A 23,404-nucleotide genomic window follows, 5' to 3' on the forward strand; every position below is an offset into this window, starting at 1 on the left:
CCCCGGCAACGGCCCCGGCCGCCCTCCCGTGGCACCTGACCGCCCGCACCTCCGAGGCCCTGCGCGCCCAGGCCGAGCGGCTCCTCGCCCACCTGGACGCCGACCCGGCGGCGGAGCCCGCCGACATCGGCCACACGCTGGCCACCACCCGGGCCGTCTTCGAGCAGCGCGCCACCGTGGTCGCGGCGGACCGCGACGGTTTCCGCACCGGCCTGGCCGCCCTCGCCGAGGGCCGCCCGGCGGCCGGACTGGTCCAGGGCGCGTCCGCGCCCGGCGGGAAGCTCGCGTTCCTGTTCACCGGCCAGGGCAGCCAGCGCCCGGGCATGGGCCGCGAACTGTACGACGCCCACCCGGTGTTCGCGGCGGCTCTGGACGGGGTCTGCGACCGCCTGTCCCTCGAACGCCCCCTGAAGGACGTCCTGTTCGGGGACGACGAACAGCTCCTGAACGATACGGCGTACACCCAGCCGGCCCTGTTCGCCGTCGAGGTGGCCCTGTTCCGGCTCGTCGAGTCGTGGGGCGTGAAGCCGGACTTCCTGGCCGGCCACTCCATCGGCGAGCTCGCCGCCGCGCACGTCGCGGGCGTCCTCTCCCTGGACGACGCCTGCACGCTGGTGGCCGCCCGCGGCCGCCTGATGCAGGCCCTCCCGGCCGGTGGCTCGATGATCGCCGTCCAGGCCGCGGAGGACGAGGTCCTGCCGCTGCTCACCGACCGGGTGAGCATCGCCGCGGTCAACGGCCCGCAGTCGGTCGTGGTCGCCGGTGACGAGGACGCGGCGGCCGCCGTGGCCGCGCACTTCGAGGCGGAGGGCCGCAAGACCAAGCGGCTCACGGTCAGCCACGCGTTCCACTCGCCGCACATGGACGGCATGCTCGACGCCTTCCGCAAGGTCGCCGAAGGGCTCGCGTACGCCGCCCCGCGCATCCCGGTCGTGTCGAACCTGACCGGCTCCGTCATCACCGACGAGATGGGCTCGCCCGACTTCTGGGTCCGGCACGTCCGCGAGGCCGTCCGCTTCCTCGACGGCATCCGCGCCCTCGAAACCGCCGGGGTCACGACGTACGTCGAACTCGGCCCCGACGGCGTCCTCACCGCACTGGCCCAGGCCTGCCTGGCCGGCGACACCGGCTCCGCCGCGTTCGCCGCCGCCCTGCGCGCCGGACGCCCCGAGCCCGAGACCCTGCTCACCGCCCTGGGCACCGCCCACGTCCGCGGCGCCGCCGTCGACTGGCAGGCCTTCTACGCCCCCCTCGGGGCCCGGCGCGTCGACCTGCCGACGTACGCCTTCCAGCGCAGCCCATACTGGCTCGACGCCGGCCGCGCGGACGGCGACGTCACCGCCGCCGGTCTCGGCACCGCCGACCACCCGCTGCTCGGCGCCGAAGTCCAGCTGCCCGACTCCGACGGCCACGTCTTCACCGGACGCCTGTCCCTGGCCGGGTACCCCTGGCTCGGCGACCACCGGGTCATGGGCGCCGCCCTGCTCCCCGGCACGGCCTTCGTCGAACTCGCCCTCCAGGCCGGCACGCACGTCGGCTGCGAGCTGGTCGACGAACTCACCCTGGAATCGCCGCTGGTGCTGCCCGAGCAGGGCGGCGTCCAGCTCCGGCTCTCCCTCGGCGCCGCCGACCGCGCGGGGGGCCGGCGCAGCCTGACGCTGCACTCCCGGCCCGAGGGCGCGGACCCGGACACCCCGTGGACGCGGCACGCCGTGGGCGTGCTCGCGCCCGGCACCGGCCAGGCCCCGCAGCCCCTCACCGAGTGGCCGCCGGCCGGGGCGGAGTCCGTCCCGGTGGACGGCCTGTACGAGGGCCTCGCGGACTCCGGCTTCGGCTACGGCCCGGTCTTCCGGGGCCTGCGGGCCGCCTGGCGCCACCAGGACGCGTACTACGCCGAGGTCGCCCTGCCCGAGGACGCCGCGGCCGAGGCCGCACGGTTCGGCCTGCACCCCGCACTCCTCGACGCGGCCCTGCACGCGCTCGGCCTGGGCGCCGCGGACGCGGGATCCGGCGAAGGCCGACTCCCGTTCTCCTGGTCCGGTGTGTCCCTGCACGCGGTCGGAGCCGCCGAGCTCCGCGTGCGGCTGACCCCCGCCCGCAACGGCGAGGTGGCCCTGACGATCGCCGACGCCGCGGGCGCCCCGGTCGCTTCGGTGGCCGGTCTGGCCCTGCGTGCTGTCGGCCGCGACCGGCTCGCCACGGCACCGGACGCCACGCGTGACGCCCTGTTCCGGGTGGAGTGGACGGAAGTCGCCTCCGACGGGTCCTTCGACGACTGGCGGATGCTGGACGAGGACGAGGAAGCCGGCGGGTCCGGCGGGTCCGGCGAGTCGGCGGCCGTACCGGTCGTGCCCTGCACGACACCGGCCGGCGCGGACCCGGTCGCCGCGGCGCACGCGGAGACCGCCCGGGTGCTCCGGCTGCTCCAGGACCGGTCGGCGGACGACCGCCTGGTGTTCCTGACCCGCGGCGCGGTGGAGGCCGTACCGGGCGAGGGCGTGGCGGACCTGGCGCACGCGGCCGTTCGGGGTCTGGTGCGGTCGGCGCAGTCCGAGAACCCCGGCCGCCTGGTGCTCGTGGACGTCGACCCCGACGCGACCGACGGCGACGTGGCCGAGGCGCTCTCGGCGGCGCTGGCATCGGGCGAGTCCGAGGTGGCCGTACGCGGCGGCTCGCTGCTGGTCCCGCGGCTGGCCCGCCCCACGGCCACGGCGGCCGATCCGGCCGCCGCGTGGGACGCCGACGGCACCGTGCTGGTGACCGGTGCGAGCGGGTTGCTCGGCGGGCTGTTCGCCCGCCACCTGGTCACCGAGCACGGCGTACGGCGCCTGCTGCTGGTCAGCCGTCGCGGTGAGGCCGCCGAGGGCGCGGCCGACCTGACGGCCGAGCTGTCCGGTCTGGGCGCCGAGGTCGCCTGGGCGGCCTGCGACGTGGCCGACCGCAACGCCCTTTCCGCCGTACTGGCCGGGATCCCGGCGGAACACCCGCTGACCGCGGTCGTGCACACCGCCGGTGTCCTCGACGACGGCGTCATCGGCTCCCTGACGGCCGACCGGCTGTCCGCAGTCCTCCGCCCGAAGGTGGACGCGGCCTGGAACCTCCACGAGCTGACCCGCGACCTCGACCTGTCGGCCTTCGTCCTGTTCTCCTCCGCCGCCGGTGTCTTCGGCGGCGCCGGCCAGGCCAACTACGCGGCCGCCAACGCCTTCCTCGACGCCCTCGCCGCCCACCGCCGGGCGAGCGGCCTCGCCGGCACCTCGCTGGCCTGGGGCCTGTGGACCGGCGTCGGCGGCATGGGCGGCGAGCTGGCCGACGGCGACCGCGAGCGCATCAACCGCGGCGGCATCGGCTCCCTCACCCCCGAGACCGGCCTCGCCCTCTTCGACGCGGCCCGGCGCACCGCCGACCCGCTGCTCGTGCCGCTCCCGCTGGACCTGGCGGCTGTGCGCGCCCAGGCCCGTACCGGCATGGTTCCCGACCTGCTGCGCGGCCTGGTCCGGATGCCGGCCCGCCGGGCCGCGGCGGGCCGGGGCGGCACGGGCGACGGCTCCGCGCTCCGTACGCGGCTGGCCGGGCTGCCCGCCGACGGGCGGGAGACGGCCCTGCTGGACATGGTCCGGGCCGAGGTGGCCGCCGTGCTCGGCCACGCCTCCACCGACGAGGTGCCCGCCGACCGGGCGTTCAAGGAGCTCGGCTTCGACTCCCTGACCTCCGTCGAGCTGCGCAACCGGCTCGGGGCCGCCACCGGCGAACGGCTGCCCGCCACGCTCGTCTTCGACCACCCGACGCCGAGCGCCCTCGCCGCGTACCTGAGGGCCGAGGTCCTGGGCCTGTCCGCGGACGAGCACGCCGCCTCCGAGTCCCCGACGTCGTCCGTCGCCCCGGGCACCGCGCTGCACGAGGACCCGATCGCGATCGTCGGCATGAGCTGCCGCTACCCCGGCGGGGTCGAGACCCCCGAGGACCTGTGGCGGCTGGTGGCGGGCGGTGTCGACGCCATCTCGGAGTTCCCGCAGGGCCGCGGCTGGGACCTGGAGTCGCTGTACGACCCGGACCCGGACGGCAAGGGCACCAGCTACACCCGCTCGGGCGGCTTCCTGCACGACGCGGGCCGCTTCGACCCGGCGTTCTTCGGGATCTCCCCGCGCGAGGCCGTGGCGATGGACCCGCAGCAGCGTCTGCTGCTGGAGACCTCCTGGGAGGCGTTCGAGCGGGCCGGTATCGACCCGACGTCGATGCGCGGCAGCCGGACCGGCGTCTTCGCGGGCATCATGTACCACGACTACGCCACCCGGATCACCTCCGTGCCGGACGGCGTCGAGGGCTACCTCGGCACCGGCAACTCCGGCAGCATCGCCTCGGGCCGCGTCTCGTACGCCTTCGGGTTGGAGGGGCCGGCGGTCACCGTCGACACGGCGTGCTCGTCCTCCCTCGTCGCTCTGCACTGGGCGATCCAGGCGCTGCGGAGCGGCGAGTGCACCATGGCGCTGGCCGGCGGCGTCACGGTCATGTCGACGCCCGGCACCTTCACCGAGTTCAGCCGCCAGCGCGGACTGGCCGCCGACGGCCGCATCAAGTCCTTCGCGGCGGCCGCCGACGGCACCAGCTGGGCCGAGGGCGCGGGCATGCTGCTGGTCGAGCGGCTGTCCGACGCCCGCCGCAACGGCCACCCGGTCCTGGCGGTGGTCCGCGGCTCGGCGATCAACCAGGACGGTGCCTCCAACGGCCTGACCGCCCCCAACGGCCCGTCCCAGCAGCGCGTCATCCGGCAGGCGCTCGCCTCCGCCGGCCTGAGCAGCGACCGGATCGACGCGGTCGAGGCGCACGGCACGGGCACCACCCTCGGCGACCCGATCGAGGCGCAGGCCCTGCTGGCCACCTACGGCCGGGAGCGCGCGGCGGACGAGCCGCTGTGGCTCGGGTCGATCAAGTCGAACATGGGCCACACGCAGGCCGCCGCCGGTGTTGCCGGAATCATCAAGATGATCATGGCGATGCGGCACGGGGTGCTGCCGAAGACCCTCCACGTGGACGAGCCCACCCCGCACGTGGACTGGGAGGACGGTGCCGTCGCCCTGCTGACCGAGTCCATGCCGTGGCCGGAGACCGGCCGCCCGCGCCGCGCCGGTGTCTCCTCCTTCGGCATCAGCGGCACCAACGCCCACACGATCATCGAGCAGGCCCCCGAGGAGCCCGCCCCGGCCGCGGAGCACGACCGTCCGGCGCCCGTGCTCCCGTACGTGCTGTCCGCCAAGTCGGCGGACGCGCTGCGCGGTCAGGCGGCCCGCCTCCGGGCCCACCTGGAGGACGCGCCCGAGGCCGGAACCGCGGACGTGGCCTACTCGCTGGCCACCCGCCGCGCCGTCTTCGACCACCGCGCGGCGGTTGTGGCAGGCGACCGGGACGAGCTGCTGCGCGGCCTGACCGCACTGGCGGACGGCGACCCGGCCCCGGCCGGGGTCATACGCGACACCGTGGGCGCGGCCGGCGCCGGAAAGCTCGCTTTCCTCTTCACCGGCCAGGGCAGCCAGCGCCTCGGCATGGGGCGGGGGCTGTACGACACCCACCCGGTGTTCGCGGCGGCCTTGGACGAGGTGTGCGCGGAGCTCGACCGGCACCTCGAACGCCCGGTGAAGGGTGTGCTGTTCGGCGATGAGGCGGCTGTCCTCGACCGCACGGAGTACACCCAGCCGGCGCTGTTCGCCGTCGAGGTGGCGCTGTTCCGGCTGCTGGAGTCCTGGGGCGTGAAGCCGGACTTCGTGTCCGGCCACTCGATCGGCGAGATCGCCGCCGCGCACGTCGCGGGGGTCCTGTCCCTCCAGGACGCCGCCGAGCTGGTCGCCGTCCGCGGCCGGCTGATGCAGGCCCTGCCCGCGGGCGGTGTGATGATCGCGGTGCAGGCGGCCGAGGACGAGGTCCTGCCGCTGCTGACCGACGGGGTGGGCGTGGCCGCGGTCAACGGGCCGCAGTCGGTGGTCGTCGCCGGCGACGAGGACGCGGCGGCCGCCATCGCGGAGACCTTCGAGGCGCAGGGCCGCAAGACCAAGCGGCTGACCGTCAGCCACGCCTTCCACTCGCCGCACATGGACGGCATGCTGGCCGACTTCCGCAAGGTCGCCGAGCGGCTCACGTACGCGGCGCCGCGCATCCCGGTCGTCTCCAACCTGACCGGCGCCCTCGCCGGCGACGACATGGCCTCGGCCGACTTCTGGGTCCGGCACGTCCGCGAGGCCGTCCGCTTCCTCGACGGCATCCGCACCCTGGAAGCCGCCGGCGTCACCGCGTACCTCGAACTCGGCCCCGACGGCGTGCTCTCCGCGCTCGCCCAGGACTGCCTGACCGAGGACGGCGCGGCCCGCTTCGCGCCCGCCCTCCGCGCCGGCCGCCCCGAGCCCGAGACCCTGGCCACGGCCCTCGCCCGAGCCCACACCCGCGGCACCGCCGTGGACTGGGAGGCGTACTTCGCGCCGACCGGCGCCCGCCGGGCCGAACTGCCCACCTACGCCTTCCAGCGCGACTGGTACTGGCTCGACTCCGCCGTCGGCGCGCAGCACGCCCCGGGCGACGCCGCCGGCTTCGGCCTCGGCGCGACCGACCACCCGCTGCTCGGCGCCGCCGTCGAACTGCCCGACTCCGACGGCTTCCTCTTCACAGGCCGGCTGTCCACGGCCACCCAGCCCTGGCTCGCCGACCACGCCGTCCTCGGTTCGGTCCTCCTGCCCGGCACGGCCTTCGTCGAGCTCGCGCTCCGCGCCGGCGACCAGGTCGGCTGCGCGGTCCTGGAGGAGCTGACCCTGGAGGCCCCGCTGGTCCTGCCCGAGCACGGCGGGGTCCAACTGCGGCTCTCCGTCGCCGCGGCCGACGACTCCGGACGGCGCGCCCTGTCCCTGTACTCCCGGGACGAGGACAGCGACGCCGACCAGCCGTGGACGCGGCACGCCACCGGCGTCCTGGCCCCCGGCACGGCCGACCCCGCGACCCCGGCGGCCGACCTCACGGCCTGGCCGCCGGCCGGGGCCGAACCGGTGGACCTGGACGGCCTCTACGAGGGCCTCGCCGCGGCCGGCTTCGACTACGGCCCCGCCTTCCAGGGCCTGCGCTCCGCCTGGCTGCACGGCGACGCCGTGTACGCCGAGGGCAGCCTCGACGAGGACACCGCCGCCACGGCCGACTGGTTCGGCCTCCACCCGGCCCTCCTCGACGCCACCCTCCACGCGGCCGGACTCGGCTCCCTCGTCGGGAACACCGGCCAGGGGCGGCTGCCCTTCGCCTGGAGCGGAGTCCGGCTGCACGCCGCCGGCGCCGCCGCGGTACGGGTCCGCCTGACCCCCGCCGGCCGCGACGCGGTCGCCCTGGAGCTCGCCGACCCGGCGGGCGCCCCGGTCGCCTCGGTGGAATCGCTGGCGCTGCGGGAGGTGTCGCCCGAGCAGATCGGCGCCGCGGCTCGCGGCGGCCGCCAGGACTCGCTGTTCCGGGTCGAGTGGACCGCCGTACCCGTCATCCCGGTGTCCGCGGCCGAGCAGCGCCCCTGGGCCCTGCTCGGGGACGGCCACCGGGGTCTGGACGCCGTCGGGGTCCGCTACGAGGCCCACGACTCCCTCGCCACCCCCGCGGACCCGGCGGTGGTGTGCCTCCCGCTCGCCCCCGTGACCGACCCGGAGGACGTCGCGGGCACGGTGCACGCCGAGACCGGGCGGGTGCTGGCGCTGCTCCAGGAGTGGCTGTCGGACGAGCGGTTCGCGGACTCCCGCCTGCTGGTCCTGACACAGGGCGCGGTGTCCGCCGTACCGGGCGAGGGCCCGTCGGACCTGGTGCACGCCGCGGCACGGGGTCTGCTGCGGTCGGCGCAGTCGGAGAACCCGGGCAGGATCGTCCTGGCCGACACCGACGGCAGCGACGCGTCCCACCGCGCGCTGCCCGCCGTACTGGCCTCGGGCGAGTCCGAGGTCGCGGTGCGGGGCGGTTCGGTCCTGGTCCCCAGGCTGGCGCGGACCGCGGCGGCGGCCGACTCCGCCAGGGAGTGGGACGCCGACGGCACGGTGCTGGTGACCGGTGCGAGCGGGTCGCTGGGCGGGCTCTTCGCCCGTCACCTGGTGGCCGAGCACGGCGTACGGCGCCTGCTGCTGGTGAGCCGTCGCGGTGAAGCAGCTGCGGGTGCGGCCGGGCTGACGGCCGAGTTGGCCGGTCTGGGCGCCGAGGTCGCCTGGGCGGCCTGCGACGTGGCCGACCGGGACGCCCTTTCCGCCGTACTGGCCGGGATCCCGGCGGAGCACCCGCTGACCGCGGTCGTGCACACCGCCGGTGTCCTCGACGACGGCGTCATCGGCTCCCTGACGGCCGAGCGGCTGTCCGCAGTCCTCCGCCCGAAGGTGGACGCGGCCTGGAACCTCCACGAGCTGACCTGCAACCTGGATCTCTCCGCGTTCGTCCTGTTCTCCTCCGCCGCCGGTGTGTTCGGCGGCGCCGGACAGGCCAACTACGCCGCCGCGAACACCTTCCTCGACGCACTGGCCGCCCACCGCCGCGCCGCCGGCCTCGCGGGTACCTCGCTGGCCTGGGGCCTGTGGGCCGAGACCGGCGGCGGCATGGGCGCCACCCTGGACGCCGACGAGGTCTCGCGCCTCGGCCGCGGGGGTGTCCACGCCCTCACCGCCACCGAGGGGGTCGCACTGTTCGACACCGCCGGCGCGACCGGGCAGGCACTGCTGGTCCCGGTCAAGCTGGACCTGTCGGCGCTGCGCGCCCAGGCCGGCAGCGGCATGCTCCCGCCGCTCCTGTCCGGCCTGGTCCGTACCCCCGTACGCCGGACCGCAGGCACCGCCCCCGGCTCGGACGGCGGGGCCGAGCTGCGCGAGCGCCTCACCGGCCTCTCGCCCGCCGCACGGGACGAGGCCCTGCTGGAGCTGGTCTGCTCGTACGTGGCGGGGGTCCTCGGCTTCGACGGCCCCGAAGCGGTCGATGCCACGCGGTCGTTCAGCGAGGTCGGCTTCGACTCGCTGACCGCCGTCGAACTCCGCAACCGGCTCGGCGCCGCCACCGGCGTCCGCCTGCCCGCCACCCTCGTCTTCGACTACCCGACCCCGGCGGCCCTCGTCGAGTTCCTGCGGGACGAGCTCTGGCAGGACGGACCCGCGGCGGTACCCCCGCTGCTCGCCGAACTGGACCGGCTGGAGAAGACGCTCGTCACCTCCACGCCCGATGACGCCGGCCGCGACCGCATCACCGAGCGGCTCCAGGCACTGCTGGCCGCCTGGAGCGAGGCCGGGGCGCAGGCCGCCGGAGCTCCCGGCGCCCCCGCTGTCGCCGAGGCACTGGAGAGCGCGACCGACGACGACCTCTTCGACTTCATCGGCAAGGAGTTCGGCATCTCATGACGCGGCCGCTGCGCTCCACCTCGCCCCACCACTCTGACTCTTCCGACTCTCTGGCTTCTGTACGAGGGATGCACGCATGAACGAGGAAAAGCTCCGGTACTTCCTGAAGCGGGTGACGGCCGATCTCCACGAGACGCGCCGCCGGCTCCAGGAGGTCGAGTCGGAGGAGCAGGAGCCGATCGCGATCATCGGAATGAGCTGCCGCTACCCGGGGGACGTGGAGTCCCCGGAGGACCTGTGGCGGCTGGTCGCGGGGGAGACCGACGCCATCTCCCCCTTCCCGACCGACCGCGGCTGGGACACGGGAGTGCTGTTCGACGAGGACCCCGACGGGCGCGGCACCAGCTACGTGCAGGAGGGAGGCTTCCTGCACTCGGCCAACCGGTTCGACCCGGCGTTCTTCGGGATCTCGCCCCGTGAGGCCACGGCGATGGACCCGCAGCAGCGGCTGCTCCTGGAGATCTCGTGGGAGGCGTTCGAGCGGGCCGGCATCGACCCGGCGTCGGTACGCGGCAGCCGCACCGGCGTGTTCACCGGCGTCATGTACCACGACTACGCCGCCCGCCTGCGGGCCGTGCCCCCGGAGGTCGAGGGCTACCTCGGCACCGGCGCGTCCAGCAGCATCGCCTCCGGCCGCGTCTCGTACACGTTCGGCCTGGAAGGTCCGGCGCTGACCGTCGACACGGCCTGCTCCTCCTCCCTCGTCACCCTGCACCTGGCGATGCAGGCACTCCGCAAGGGCGAGTGCTCGCTCGCCCTCGCGGGCGGCGTCACCGTCATGCCGACGCCGGGCACCTTCACCGAGTTCAGCAAGCAGCGCGGACTGTCCTTCGACGGCCGCTGCAAGTCCTTCGCGGACGCCGCCGACGGCACCGGCTGGGGCGAGGGCGCGGGCATGCTGCTCGTGGAGCGGCTCTCCGACGCCCGCCGCAACGGCCACCGGGTGCTCGCCGTCGTCCGCGGCTCGGCCGTCAACCAGGACGGCGCCAGCAACGGCCTGACCGCCCCCAACGGCCCTTCGCAGCAGCGGGTCATCCGCCAGGCCCTGGCCGACGCCCGCCTCACGGCGGCCGACATCGACGTCGTCGAGGCCCACGGCACCGGCACCACCCTCGGCGACCCGATCGAGGCGCAGGCGCTGCTCGCGACCTACGGCAGGGAGCACACCGGGGACCGCCCGCTGTGGCTGGGCTCCGTCAAGTCCAACATCGGCCACACGCAGGCCGCCGCCGGTGTCGCCGGCGTCATCAAGATGGTCATGGCGATCCGGCACGGCCGGATCCCCAAGTCCCTGCACGTGGACGAGCCGTCCACCAAGGTCGACTGGTCCGCGGGCGCCGTGTCGCTGCTGCGCGAGGCCGTGGAGTGGCCGGACACCGGCCGCCCGCGGCGCGCCGCCGTGTCCTCGTTCGGCATCAGCGGCACCAACGCGCACACCATCATCGAGCAGGCACCGCCCGCCACGGCACCCGAACCCGCCCCCGCCGACACCGACTTCGACGGGCAGGCGGCCGCCGGCGCCGCTCCCGACGGGTCCGGCCCGCAGGCCCGTACGGTCGTCGTCCCCCCGGTCCTTCCGTGGCCGGTGTCGGCCCGCACGGAAGAGGCCCTGAGGGCCCAGGCGGAGCGGCTGCTCACCCACCTGCGCGCCCACCCCGACCAGACGGCGCAGGACATCAGCCTGACCCTGGCCACCGGACGCGCCGCCCTCGAACACCGCGCCGTCATCGTGGCCGGCGACCGGGACGAGGCCCTCGCCGACCTCGCCGCGCTCGCCTCGGGCGGCATCACCTCCTCGCGGGTCGTCCTGGGTGAGGCCGGAGCCCGCGGCAAGACCGCGTTCCTGTTCACCGGACAGGGCAGCCAGCGCCTCGGCATGGGCCGCGAACTGTACGACGCCCACCCGGCCTTCGCCGATGCCCTCGACGAGGTGTGCGCCGCCCTGGACCGCCACCTCCCCGCCCCGCTGAAGGACGTGGTCTTCGGGGACGACGCGGCCGTACTGGACCGTACGGAGTACGCGCAGCCGGCGCTGTTCGCGGTGGAAGTCGCCCTGTTCCGGCTGCTGGAGTCCTGGGGCGTGAAACCGGACTACCTGTCCGGGCACTCGGTCGGCGAGATCGCCGCCGCCCACGCGGCCGGCGTGCTCTCGCTCCCGGACGCCGCCGCCCTGGTGGCCGCCCGCGGCCGGCTCATGCAGGCGCTGCCCTCCGACGGCGTGATGATCGCGGTCGAGGCTGCGGAGGACGAGGTCCTGCCGCTGCTCACCGACCGGGTGGGCATCGCCGCCGTCAACGGCCCCCGGTCCGTCGTCATCGCCGGTGACGAGGACGCGGCGGCCGCGGTCGCCGACTCCTTCGACGGCCGGAAGACCAAGCGCCTGACGGTCAGCCACGCCTTCCACTCGCCGCACATGGACGGCATGCTCGACGACTTCCGCCGGGCGCTGGAGGGCATCGCCTTCCGGACCCCGCGCATCCCGGTCGTCTCCAACCTCACCGGGGCCCTCGTCTCGGACGGGATGGGTTCGCCCGAGTTCTGGGTCCGGCACGTCCGGGACACCGTCCGCTTCCTCGACGGCATCCGAGCCCTGGAAGCCGCCGGCGTGACGACGTACGTCGAGCTCGGCCCCGACGGCGTACTGTCCGCGCTCGCCCCGGCCTGCCTGACCGGCGACACCGACTCCGCCGCCTTCACCCCGACCCTCCGCAAGGGCAGCTCGGAAGCGAGGACGGTCACCACCGCCCTCGCCCGGGCCCACGCCCGCGGCATCGCCGTCGACTGGCACGCGTTCCACTCCGCCACCGGAGCCGAGCACACGGACCTGCCCACCTACGCCTTCCAGCGCGAGCACTACTGGCTCGACGCCGGCACCCCCGGCGGCGACGTCACCACCGCGGGCCTCCGCTCCGCCGACCACCCCCTCCTCGGCGCCTCCGTCACCCTGGCGGACGCCGACGGCCTCCTCCTCACCGGCCGCCTGTCCCTCGCCACCCACCCCTGGCTCGGCGACCACCGCGTCGCGGGCGCCGCGCTGCTCCCCGGCACGGCCTTCGTCGAGCTGGCCCTCCAGGCCGGCGAGAAGGCCGGCTGCGACCTCGTCGACGACCTCACCCTCGCCGCACCGCTCGTCCTCCCCGAGGAAGGCGGCGTCGAGCTCCAGATCACGGTCGCGGCGCCCGACGACACGGGCCGCCGGACCGTCGTCTTCCACTCCCGCGACGGCTTCGCCGCCGACGAGGAGCCGTGGGTGCGCAACGCCACCGCCGTCCTGGCCACGACGGGGGACCGGCCCCCGGCGTACGACCTGGCCTCCTGGCCGCCGGCCGGAGCCGAAACCGTCGACGTCGAAGCCCTGTACGACGGTCTCGCGGACTCCGGATTCGCATACGGGCCGGTGTTCCAGGGGCTGCGCGCCGCCTGGCGGCACGGCGACGACGTGTACGCCGAGGTGAGCCTCGGCTCCGGAACCCATCCCGGCGCCGAGCAGTTCACCGTCCATCCGGCGCTCCTCGACTCCGTCCTGCACGCCATCGGCCTGGGCTCCCTGGTGGAGGACACCGGCCAGGCACGGCTGCCGTTCTCGTGGTCCGGGGTGTCGGTGCACTCCGCCGGGGCGGACGCACTGCGCGTGCGCCTTTCCCGGGCCGGCCGGGACGCGGTCCGGCTGGAGATCGCCGACACGGCGGGCGCGCCCGTCGCCTCGGTCGACAGCCTCGCGCTGCGCGCGTTCTCGCCCGAGCAGCTCGGACGGCAGGCCCACGGCCGCGTCGGCGACTCCCTCTACCGTGTGGAGTGGGTCGAGGCCGCTGCGGCGAGCGGGTCGTCCGACGACTGGATGCTGCTCGGCGAGGGCACACAGGCCTTCGCGGACCTCGCCGGACTGGGCGTCGCGGTCGTCGAGGGCGGTGAGATCCCGTCGACGCTCGTCGTGCCCTGCACGGAGCCCGCCGGTGACGACGTGGCCGGTGCGGTGCATGCGGAAGCGGGGCGGGTCCTGTCGCTCGTCAAGGAGTGGCTGGCCGACGGCCGGTTCCCGGACGGCCGCCTCGTCTTCCTGACGCGCGGCGCCGTCGCTGCCCTACCGGGCGAGGGCCCTGCGGACCTCGTACACGCCCCGGTGCGGGGTCTGGTGCGGTCGGCGCAGTCCGAGAACCCCGGCCGGATCGTCCTCGTCGACCTCGACGCCGACGTCGACGCCGATGTCGCGGAGGGGCTCTCGGCCGCGCTCGCCACGGGCGAGTCCGAGGTCGCCGTCCGCGCGGGCAGGGTCCTGGCCCCGCGGCTGGCCCGTGCCGAGGTGCCCGCCGAGGCGGCCGCCGCATGGGACGCCGAGGGCACGGTGCTGGTGACGGGTGCGAGCGGTTCGCTTGGCGGGCTGTTCGCGCGGCATCTGGTGGCCGAGCACGGTGTGCGGCGCCTGCTGCTGGTGAGCCGTCGCGGTGAGGCCGCCGAGGGCGCGGCCGACCTGACGGCCGAGTTGGCCGGTCTGGGCGCCGAGGTCGCCTGGGCGGCCTGTGACGTGGCCGACCGCGCTGCGCTGGCCGCCGTCCTGGCCGGGATCCCGGCGGAGCACCCGCTGACCGCGGTCGTGCACACCGCCGGTGTCCTGGACGACGGGGTCATCGGCTCCCTGACGGCCGAGCGGCTGTCCGCAGTCCTCCGCCCGAAGGTGGACGCGGCCTGGAACCTCCACGAGCTGACCCGCCACCTCGACCTGTCGGCCTTCGTCCTGTTCTCCTCCGCCGCCGGTGTCTTCGGCGGCGCCGGCCAGGCCAACTACGCCGCCGCCAACACCTTCCTCGACGCACTGGCCGCCCACCGCCGCGCCGCCGGCCTCGCGGGTACCTCGCTGGCCTGGGGCCTGTGGGCCGACACCGGCGGCGGCATGGGCGCCGCGCTCGACGCCGAGGACGTGTCGCGTCTGAGCCGCGGCGGTGTCGACGCCATCGGCGCGGCGGAGGGTGCGGCGCTGTTCGATGCCGCTTGTGCGGCCGAGCAGGCGCTGCTGGTACCGGTGAAGCTGGACCTGGCGGCGCTGCGCGCCCAGGCCGGCAGCGGCATGCTCCCGCCGCTGCTGTCCGGGCTGGTGCGGATGCCCGTACGCCGTGCAGCGCGCAATGCCGGGGGCGCGTTCGCCCGGCAGCTGGCCGCGCTCGCACAGGACCGGAAGCAGGGTGCCGTCGTCGAGCTGGTCCGCGGCCAGGTTGCTGCCGTCCTCGGCTTCACCGGACCCGAAGCGGTCGACCCGGCACGTTCGTTCAACGAGGTCGGCTTCGACTCTCTGACGGCCGTCGAGCTGCGCAACCGGCTCGGCGCCGCCACCGGGATCCGCCTCCCCGCCACGCTGGTCTTCGACTACCCGACTCCCGCCGTCCTCGCGGAGTTCCTCCACGCCGAGCTGCTCGGCAGCCAGGAGGCGGCAGCGGCCGCAGCCCCGGCCGCCGTCGGCGTCCACGACGACGAGCCGATCGCGATCGTGGCGATGGCCTGCCGGTTCCCCGGCGGCGTGCGCTCGCCGGAGGACCTGTGGCAGCTCGTCCTGGACGGCCGCGACGCCGTCTCGGACATGCCGGACGACCGGGGCTGGGACCTCGCGGGCCTGTTCAGCGCGGACCCCGACCAGGCCGGCACCAGCTACAGCACCGCCGGCGGCTTCCTCCACGACGCCCACCACTTCGACCCCGTGTTCTTCGGCATGTCCCCGCGCGAGGCACTGGCCACCGACCCCCAGCAGCGCCTGCTGCTGGAGGCCTCGTGGGAGGCGTTCGAGCGGGCCGGCATCGACCCGGCGACCGTGCGCGGCAGCCGCACCGGCGTCTTCGCCGGCGTCATGTACAACGACTACGGCACGCTCCTCCACCGCGCCCCCGCCGGCCTCGAGGGCTACATGGGGACGTCCAGCTCGGGCAGCGTCGCCTCCGGCCGCGTCTCCTACACCTTCGGCCTCGAAGGCCCCGCGGTCACGGTCGACACCGCCTGCTCGTCCTCCCTCGTGACCCTCCACCTCGCCGCTCAGGCACTGCGCAACGGCGAGTGCGACCTGGCCCTGGCCGGAGGGGTGACGGTGATGGCCACGCCCGGCACGTTCATCGCGTTCAGCCGCCAGCGGGGCCTGGCCACGGACGGCCGCTGCAAGCCCTTCGCGGCAGCTGCCGACGGCACGGCGTGGGGGGAGGGTGTCGGCATGCTGCTCGTGGAGCGGCTGTCGGACGCCCGCCGCAACGGCCACCCCGTCCTGGCGGTGGTCCGCGGCTCGGCGATCAACCAGGACGGTGCCTCCAACGGCCTGACCGCCCCCAACGGCCCGTCCCAGCAGCGGGTCATCCGCCAGGCCCTGGCCAACGCCGGCCTGTCGGCCGCCGAGGTGGACGTCGTCGAGGCCCACGGCACCGGCACCACCCTCGGCGACCCGATCGAGGCACAGGCCCTGCTGGCCACCTACGGCCGCGAGCACGAAGCCGATGCGCCGCTGTGGCTCGGGTCGATCAAGTCGAACATGGGTCACACGCAGGCCGCGGCCGGCGTCGCGGGCGTCATCAAGATGGTGCAGGCGATGCGCCACGGAATCCTGCCGAAGACCCTGCACGTCGACGAGCCGTCCCCGCACGTCGACTGGTCCGAGGGCGCCGTGTCGCTCCTCACCGAGTCCGTGACCTGGCCGCAGACCGGCCGCCCGCGCCGGGCCGCCGTGTCGTCCTTCGGCATCAGCGGCACCAACGCCCACACGATCATCGAGCAGGCCCCGGCCGAGGAAGCACCGGCAGCGCGAAGCACGGCGCCCGCAGCATCCGTGCTGCCGTACGTCGTGTCCGCGAAGTCGGACGAGGCGCTGCGCGCCCAGGCGGCCCGCCTGCGGGACCACCTGGAGGGCGCGCCCGAGGCCGGTGCGGTGGACGTGGCCTGGTCGCTGGCCACCCGGCGGGCCGCCTTCGACCACCGTGCCGTGGTCGTCGCCGCAGACCGGGACGAACTGCTGCGCGGCCTGAGCGCGCTGGCGGACGGCGACCCCACGGCCGCCCCCGGTGTCATGAGCGGCACCGTCGGCGCCGCAGGGGCCGGGAAGCTGGCCTTCCTGTTCACCGGGCAGGGCAGCCAGCGCCTCGGGATGGGCCGTGAGCTGTACGCCGCCAGGCCGGTGTTCGCGGCAGCCCTGGACGCCGTGTGCGAGCGGCTGGACCCGCACCTCGAACTGCCGCTGAAGAAGGTGCTGTTCGGGAACGACGCCGCCGTGCTGGACCGGACGGAGTACACCCAGCCGGCGCTGTTCGCCTTCGAGGTGGCGCTCTTCCGGCTCCTCGAATCGTGGGGGGTGGAGCCGGACTTCCTGTCCGGGCACTCCATCGGGGAGATCACCGCCGCGCACGTCGCAGGCGTGCTGTCCCTCGACGACGCGTGCACGCTCGTCGCCGCCCGCGGCCGGCTCATGCAGGCCCTCCCCGCGGGAGGCGTGATGATCGCCGTACAGGCCTCGGAGGACGAGGTCCTGCCCCTGCTCACCGACCGGGTGGGCCTCGCCGCCGTCAACGGCCCGCGGGCCGTCGTGATCGCCGGCGACGAGGACGCGGCCGTCGCGGTCGTGGAGGCCCTCCCGGGCCGCAAGAGCACCCGTCTCACGGTCAGCCACGCCTTCCACTCGCCCCGCATGGACGGCATGCTCGACGCCTTCCGCCGCGTGGCCGAGGGCCTGACGTACGCGGCACCGCGCATCCCGGTCGTCTCCCACCTGACCGGTGGCCTCGTCACCGACGAGATGGCCTCCGCCGACTTCTGGGTACGGCACGTCCGCGAAGCCGTCCGCTTCCTCGACGGCGTACGCTCCCTCGAAGCCGCCGGTGTCACCACCTACCTCGAACTCGGCCCCGACGGTGTCCTGTCCGCCCTCGCACAGGCCTGCCTGACCGACCGCACCGGATCCGCCGCCTTCGCTCCCGCCCTCCGCAAGGGCCGCCCCGAAGCGGAGACCCTCACGGCGGCCGTTGCACGGGCCCACGCCCGGGGCGCCGGCGTCGACTGGGAGGCGTACTTCGCCGGCACCGGCGCCCGTGCCACCGACCTGCCGACATACGCCTTCCAGCGCGAGCGCTACTGGATCGAGCTTCCGGAGGCCGCCGCGGCCGGTGACGTGACCTCCGCCGGGCTCGGCCCGGCCGAGCACCCGCTGCTCGGAGCGGCCGTCGAACTCCCCGACTCCCAAGGGTTCCTGTTCACGGGGCGCCTGTCGCTGCGGACGCACCCCTGGCTGGCGGACCACCGCGCCGCCGACACCGTACTGCTGCCCGGGACCGCCTTCGTGGAACTCGCCCTGCACGCCGGCCGGCGCGCAGGCACCGCCGCCCTGGAGGAGCTGACCCTGGAGGCGCCGCTGGTGCTCCCCGAGCACACTGCCCTCCAGCTCCGGGTCTCGGTGGCCGCGCCCGACGACACGGGCCGGCGGGCCCTCCAGGTGCACTCGCGCACCGAGACCGCGGCCGACGGGGGCGGGCACGGCCAGGACGAGCCGTGGACGCGGCACGCCACCGGTGTGCTCGGCTCGGCGGACAACCCGCCTGCCCCCCCGGCTGCCGGACCGGAGGTCTGGCCTCCCGCCGGGGCCGAACCGCTCGACGTGGCCGACCTGTACGAGCTCTTCGCAGCCGCCGGATACGCGTACGGCCCGGCCTTCCGCAACCTGCGGTCCGCCTGGCGGCACGGCGGCGAACTGTTCGCCGAGCTCGCGCTCGCCGACGGCCCCCGGGCAGGCGCCGCGCACTTCGGCGTGCACCCGGCACTGCTCGATGCGGGCCTGCACGGTCTCGCACTCGGCTCCTTCTTCGCCACGGAGGACGAGGCACCGGGCGCCGACGTCCGGATGCGACTGCCCTTCTCCTTCACCGGCGTCGGCCTGCACGCCGTCGGCGCCGGCGCCCTGCGGGTGCGGCTGGCCCCGGCAGGGGCGGGCGCCGTGTCCCTCGCGGCCTTCGACGAGCAGGGAGAACCGGTCGTGTCGGTGGAGTCGCTGCTGCTGAGGGAGCTCGACCCGACCCGGATCCAGTCGGCCCGGCCCGCCTTCCACGAGTCGCTGTTCCGGCTGGAGTGGCCCGCACTGCCCTCCGACTCCACGCCCCCGGGGGGACGGTGGGCCGTGGTCGGAACGGACACCCTCGGTCTCGAGCCCCTGCTGGGTGAGGCGGGCATCACCGCAGACGTCTACGCCGACCTGGACGCCCTCTCCGGCGTGGTGGGCACCGGCAAGCCGCTGCCCGACACCGTGCTGGTCTCGTACGCCGCACCGGACGCGGACACCGTCACGGGCACCCTCGTGGACACCGCCGCAGCCGTCGCGGCGGACACCCGGCAGGCTGCCCGTGACGCCCTGGCACTCGTACAGGGCTGGCTTGCCGAGGACGCCTTCGCCGAGTCCCGCCTGGCCGTGGTCACCCGGGGCGCGGTCGAGGTGCGGCCGGGCGAGGGCGTCACCGACCTGGCGCACGCCTCGGTGTGGGGGCTGCTGCGGTCCGCGGAGTCGGAGAACCCGGGCCGGTTCCAGATCCTCGACCTCGACCCGGACCACGCGGCCGGCGCCGGGGAGGCTCCGGCGGACCTCGGCGCGCTGGTCGCGGCCGCCGCGGCGAGCGGCGAACCGCAGCTCGCCGTCCGCGGCGGCGTCCTGCACGCCGCCCGGCTGGCGAAGGTGCCCGCGGCCCGCCCCCGACCGCGAGCGGACGCCGAACCCGGCGGCGGGGCGACGGCGGACCGTGCCCCGGCCGCCCCTGCACTGCGCCCGGACGGCACCGTCCTCATCACCGGCGGCACCGGGGTGCTCGGCAGCCTGCTCGCCCGGCACCTGGTGACCGCGCACGGCGTCCGGCACCTGCTGCTGACCAGCCGGCGCGGACCCCGCGCCGCCGGCGCCGCCGAACTCGTCGCGGAACTCGCCGGGCTCGGCGCCGAGGCGGCTGTCGCCGCCTGCGACGCCTCCGACAGGGAGGCGCTCGCCGCACTGCTGGCCGGCATCCCGGCCGAACACCCGCTGACCGCCGTCGTCCACACCGCGGGCCACCTCGACGACGGGCTCGTACCGTCCCTCACCCCGCAACGGTTCGACGCGGTCCTGCAGCCGAAGGCCGACGCGGCCCTCCACCTGCACGAGCTGACCCGGGACCTCGACCTCGACGCGTTCGTCCTGTTCTCCTCGGCGGCCGGCACCCTCGGCAACCCGGGGCAGGCCAACTACGCGGCGGCCAACGCCTTCCTCGACGCGCTGGCCCGGTCCCGGCGGGCGGCCGGCCTGCCCGCAGTGTCGCTGGCCTGGGGGCTGTGGGAGCAGCGCAGCGGGATGACCGGCGACCTCACGGACGCCGACGTCCAGCGGATGGCACGCGCCGGCCTGGCGCCGCTGTCGTCCGCGGAGGGCCTGGCCCTCTTCGACACGGCGTCCGCCCTGACCGGCGACGACAGCGTGCTCGTCGCCATGCACCTCGACACGGCGCCCCTGCGGGCCCAGGCGGAAGCCGGAGCCCTCCCGCCGCTCTTCCGCGCACTGGTGCGCGGCGGACTCCGCAAGGCCGCCTCCGGTCCCGCCGACGCGGCGGTGTCCGCCGCCGCACGGCAGCTCCAGGGCCTGTCGGGGCTGCCGGAGGAGGAACAGGAGGGGGTGCTGCTGGACCTCGTACGGGCCCAGGCCGCCGCGGTGCTCGCCTACCCGTCGCCCGACGCGGTGGGGGAGTCCAGGGAGTTCCTGGAGCTCGGCCTGGACTCGCTGACCGCGGTCGAGCTGCGCAACCGGCTGAACGCCGTCACGGGCCTGCGCCTGCCCGCCACCCTGCTCTTCGACCACCCGACCCCGCTGCTGGTCGCCCAGCGGCTGCACACCGAACTCGCCGGAACCGGTGCCGCGGGCGGCCCCGCCGGGCCGGGCGGCGCCGCCGGTCAGCGCGAGGAGGAGGCCGCATCCGGGGTCCTCGGGGCGATGCTCCGGGAAGCCGGGACGCAGGGCGAATCCGGCCGGTTCATGGAACTGCTCATGCAGGCGTCGCGGTTCCGGCCGTCCTTCTCCTCGCCGGCCGAGCTGCGCAAGGCCCCCGGCCTGGTACGGCTCTCCCGAGGCGAGACGGGTCCCGGCCTGATCTGCTTCTCCTCGATCCTGTCGATCTCCGGCCCGCACCAGTACGCCCGGTTCGCGTCCGCGTTCCGCGGCCGGCGGGACGTCCACGCCATGGCCGCGCCCGGCTTCCTACGGGGCGAGCAGCTGCCCTCGACCACCGAGGCGGTCATCGAGGCCAAGGCCGAGGCCTTGCTGCGGCACGCGGACGGGGCGCCGTTCGTGCTCCTCGGGCACTCCTCGGGCGGCATCTTCGCCCACGCAGTGGCCGGGAAGCTGGAAGAGGCAGGGGTCTTCCCGGAGGCGGTCGTCCTGATCGACATCTACTCGCACGACGACGACGCGCTCCTCGGCATCCAGCCGGGGCTGTCGGCGGGGGTGGACGAACGGCAGGACACCTATGTCCCGGTCGACGACCACCGGCTGCTGGCGATGGGCGCGTACTTCCGGCTGTTCGCCGGCTGGAAGCCGGAAACGGTGAAGACGCCCACCCTTCTGGTGCGGTCCCAGGAGCAGTTCTTCGACTGGACCCGCCCGGCGGACGGCGACTGGCGTTCCTACTGGGAGCTGGAGCACACCGCCGTGGACGTGCCCGGCAACCACTTCACGATGATGGAACAGCACGCGCGGACGACGGCGCGGGCCGTCGAGGAGTGGCTCGACGGCCGCCCCTGACGGCGGCGGCCGGACCGGTGCGAACGGGGCCGGGCCCCATCCCCCAGGGGGGATGGGGCCCGGCCCCGTTCGCGCGTTCCCTGCTGCCGGCGGCTCAGACTCCCGGCGCGGCCCGCCGGGCCCGCGCGGCCCGGGACCGCTCCAGGGCCTGCTTGCGGTCGCGCTCGCGGTCACGCTTCCTGGGCAGGCCCACGGGGACGACCTCGAAGTTCTCCTTGGTGACGTCCAGCCGGTGGAACAGGTTGTCGGGGCCGGTCACGTACAGCGTGCCCACCCCGAGCCCCTTCAGCGACTCCACCATGCTCGGCCAGTGGATCGGCCGGTCGAAGGTGTCCAGCATCATCCTGCGCATGCCGGCCGCGTCCCGGACGACCGTGCCGTCGTGGTCGACGACCACGGGCAGGGCCGGGTCGGCGAACCCGTACCCGGCGAACACCTCCTCCTCCGCCTTGCGGCGCAGGGCCGAGAAGGCCGCCGCGTGCACGGGCGGCCGCATCGAGTACATGGAATAGCCGCCGGCCGAGCTGATCCCGGCCGACAGCGCGTCGAGGTCCCCCTCCCGCACGGACAGCATGTGGAAGCCGGCGTCGAGCCGGCCGGACAGGTCGTACCAGGCGCCGCGGTCGTCGAAACCGGCGAGGATCTCGTCCAGGCGGTCCTGCGGGGTCCGGACGAAGCAGTGCGTGACCACGTCCTCGTACACGCCGGAGAAGTATTCCTCCTCACAGGCGGCCAGGTCCGCGGTCAGCCGGACGACGTCCGGGAAGGACAGCGATCCGACGAACGCGGCGGTCGCCTTCTGGCCGAAGCTGGGACCCGCACACACGGTGGGGGAGACGCCGAGGGTGTCGACGGCCCGGTCCGCCATCGCCATCGAAGCCACCAGGAAGACGAGCTGGGAATACACCGAATAGTCGTCCTCGGCGTCACGGAACCGGTCGAACACCGAATATCCGAGGGCCTCGTCCGCCTCCGCCAGACGCGCCCTCCCGTACGGGTCGAGCAGCAGGAAACGGCCGATTTCGGCAAAGGAAGCGGGGCCCATGCCGGGAAATACGATGGCGGTTCCGGCCCGGAGGTCGGCGGAGCCGGTCGTCATCTCGACAGGAATGGCATCGGACAGAGTCATGAGGTGTGAATACCTTTGCTTCCGGGATGGTGGGGCACCGGACGTCGGTTCGGGTGCCGTCGACGAGAAAAGACCCCGCACCCGGGCCGGCGCAGGTGCGCCGGGCCGGGACCGAGGCCGGGAACGAACAGGTGAAGGGGAGGACGGTTCAGTCCTGGGTCCTGCGGTGGAATCCCTTGACGCCGATCGCGCCGAAGACCGGGATGGCCGCGGGCGGTACCGAAAGGCACACCCGCAGCGGGATCGCGCCGGGGCCGCCGGGCGGCAGCAGCAGGGCCCGGATTCCCTCGCCGACGTGGGTCGGCGGGTCGACGGCGCACAGCACCTGGAACCAGCGGACGTCCGCCGGACCGTGCCGGGGGAACCGGGTGCAGCCGGTGAACATCAGCGGGGTCAACGCCTCGGCGAAGATTCTCCTGTGCCGCGTCGGGGCCGGCGTGCCGATCGTCAACCCCACCGTGCCGCCGGCCGGCGCAGCCGTCGGCAGGACCCCCACCGTCGCAGGGAGGCCGGCCACGGGCGGGGTGGCGCCGTCCGGGATCAGGAAGCCCGTCGGGATCACCCGCAGCGAGGCGACGATGCCGCGCAGCATGCCGAAGACCGGCATCTCGACGGCCACCGGGGTGACGGGGATCGGGGCCGGCAGCGGGTCCTCGATCTCCTTGCTCCAGGAGAAGTCGCCACGGCGGGCGGCGCGTCGCTGTGGAGGCGGAGCCGTACCGGGGCGTCGTCCGCGGGCCCGGGTACGGCCCCGGCCGGGGAGGGGGGCGTGAGCGCCTGCGGGGTGTCCAGGGCGCGCAGCCGCCCGTGGTCCACGACGCCGATGCGGTCGCAGAGCCGGGGCACGTCGGGCCGGTGCATCAGCGCGCGGGCGATCATCACGTGCTGTGCCTGCCCGCCGGAGGGCTCGACTCGGGCCGTCCACCGCCGGCCGGTCGCGGTCCCGGTACTTCTTGACGAGTCCATCGACCACGGCGGCGGAATCCACGGGTCGTTCAGGCTTCATTTGTTCCTGCGAATCGAGTGGGACGCGGAATCGGCGGTCCGGTGGGTCCGCGCAGGGAAATGGGGACGGGGAATGTCTAGCATGCGGAGCCCCGCCGCGGATCCGCGGTGCCCGCTCTTAGGGGGGAGGGGGAAGGG

At 75.1% G+C, this 23,404-nt stretch carries 4 protein-coding genes; 2 read left to right on the plus strand and 2 right to left on the minus strand.

The genetic code is table 11. The annotated features are described in order from the left end of the window. Together HYE82_RS16960 and HYE82_RS16965 are read left to right on the plus strand one after the other, a co-directional pair. On the plus strand, nt 1-9,374 hold a 9,374-nt coding region (locus HYE82_RS16960; protein ID WP_179174913.1), incomplete at its 5' end, for a type I polyketide synthase. A 76-nt stretch (nt 9,375-9,450) separates the two neighbouring features. Beyond that, the gene (locus HYE82_RS16965; RefSeq protein WP_179174914.1) at nt 9,451-21,132 is read left to right on the plus strand and encodes a type I polyketide synthase; all 11,682 of its coding nucleotides are present in this window, start codon (nt 9,451-9,453) and stop codon (nt 21,130-21,132) included. Between the two features lie 94 nt (nt 21,133-21,226). On the opposite strand, the gene HYE82_RS16970 is transcribed toward HYE82_RS16965, so the two are convergent. Both HYE82_RS16970 and HYE82_RS16975 read right to left on the minus strand, forming a co-directional pair. Continuing rightward, complete coding sequence (locus tag HYE82_RS16970) at nt 21,227-22,261, minus strand: ACP S-malonyltransferase (protein ID WP_256987321.1); 1,035 nt, start codon at nt 22,259-22,261, stop codon at nt 21,227-21,229. A 148-nt stretch (nt 22,262-22,409) separates the two neighbouring features. Then, nucleotides 22,410-22,880, minus strand: coding sequence for a hypothetical protein (locus HYE82_RS16975; protein ID WP_179174915.1), 471 nt, complete (start codon nt 22,878-22,880; stop codon nt 22,410-22,412). Between the last annotated feature and the right edge of the window lie 524 nt (nt 22,881-23,404).

The sequence above is a fragment of the Streptomyces sp. BR123 genome, assembly GCF_013401435.1.
Classification (GTDB): Bacteria; Actinomycetota; Actinomycetes; order Streptomycetales; family Streptomycetaceae; genus Streptomyces.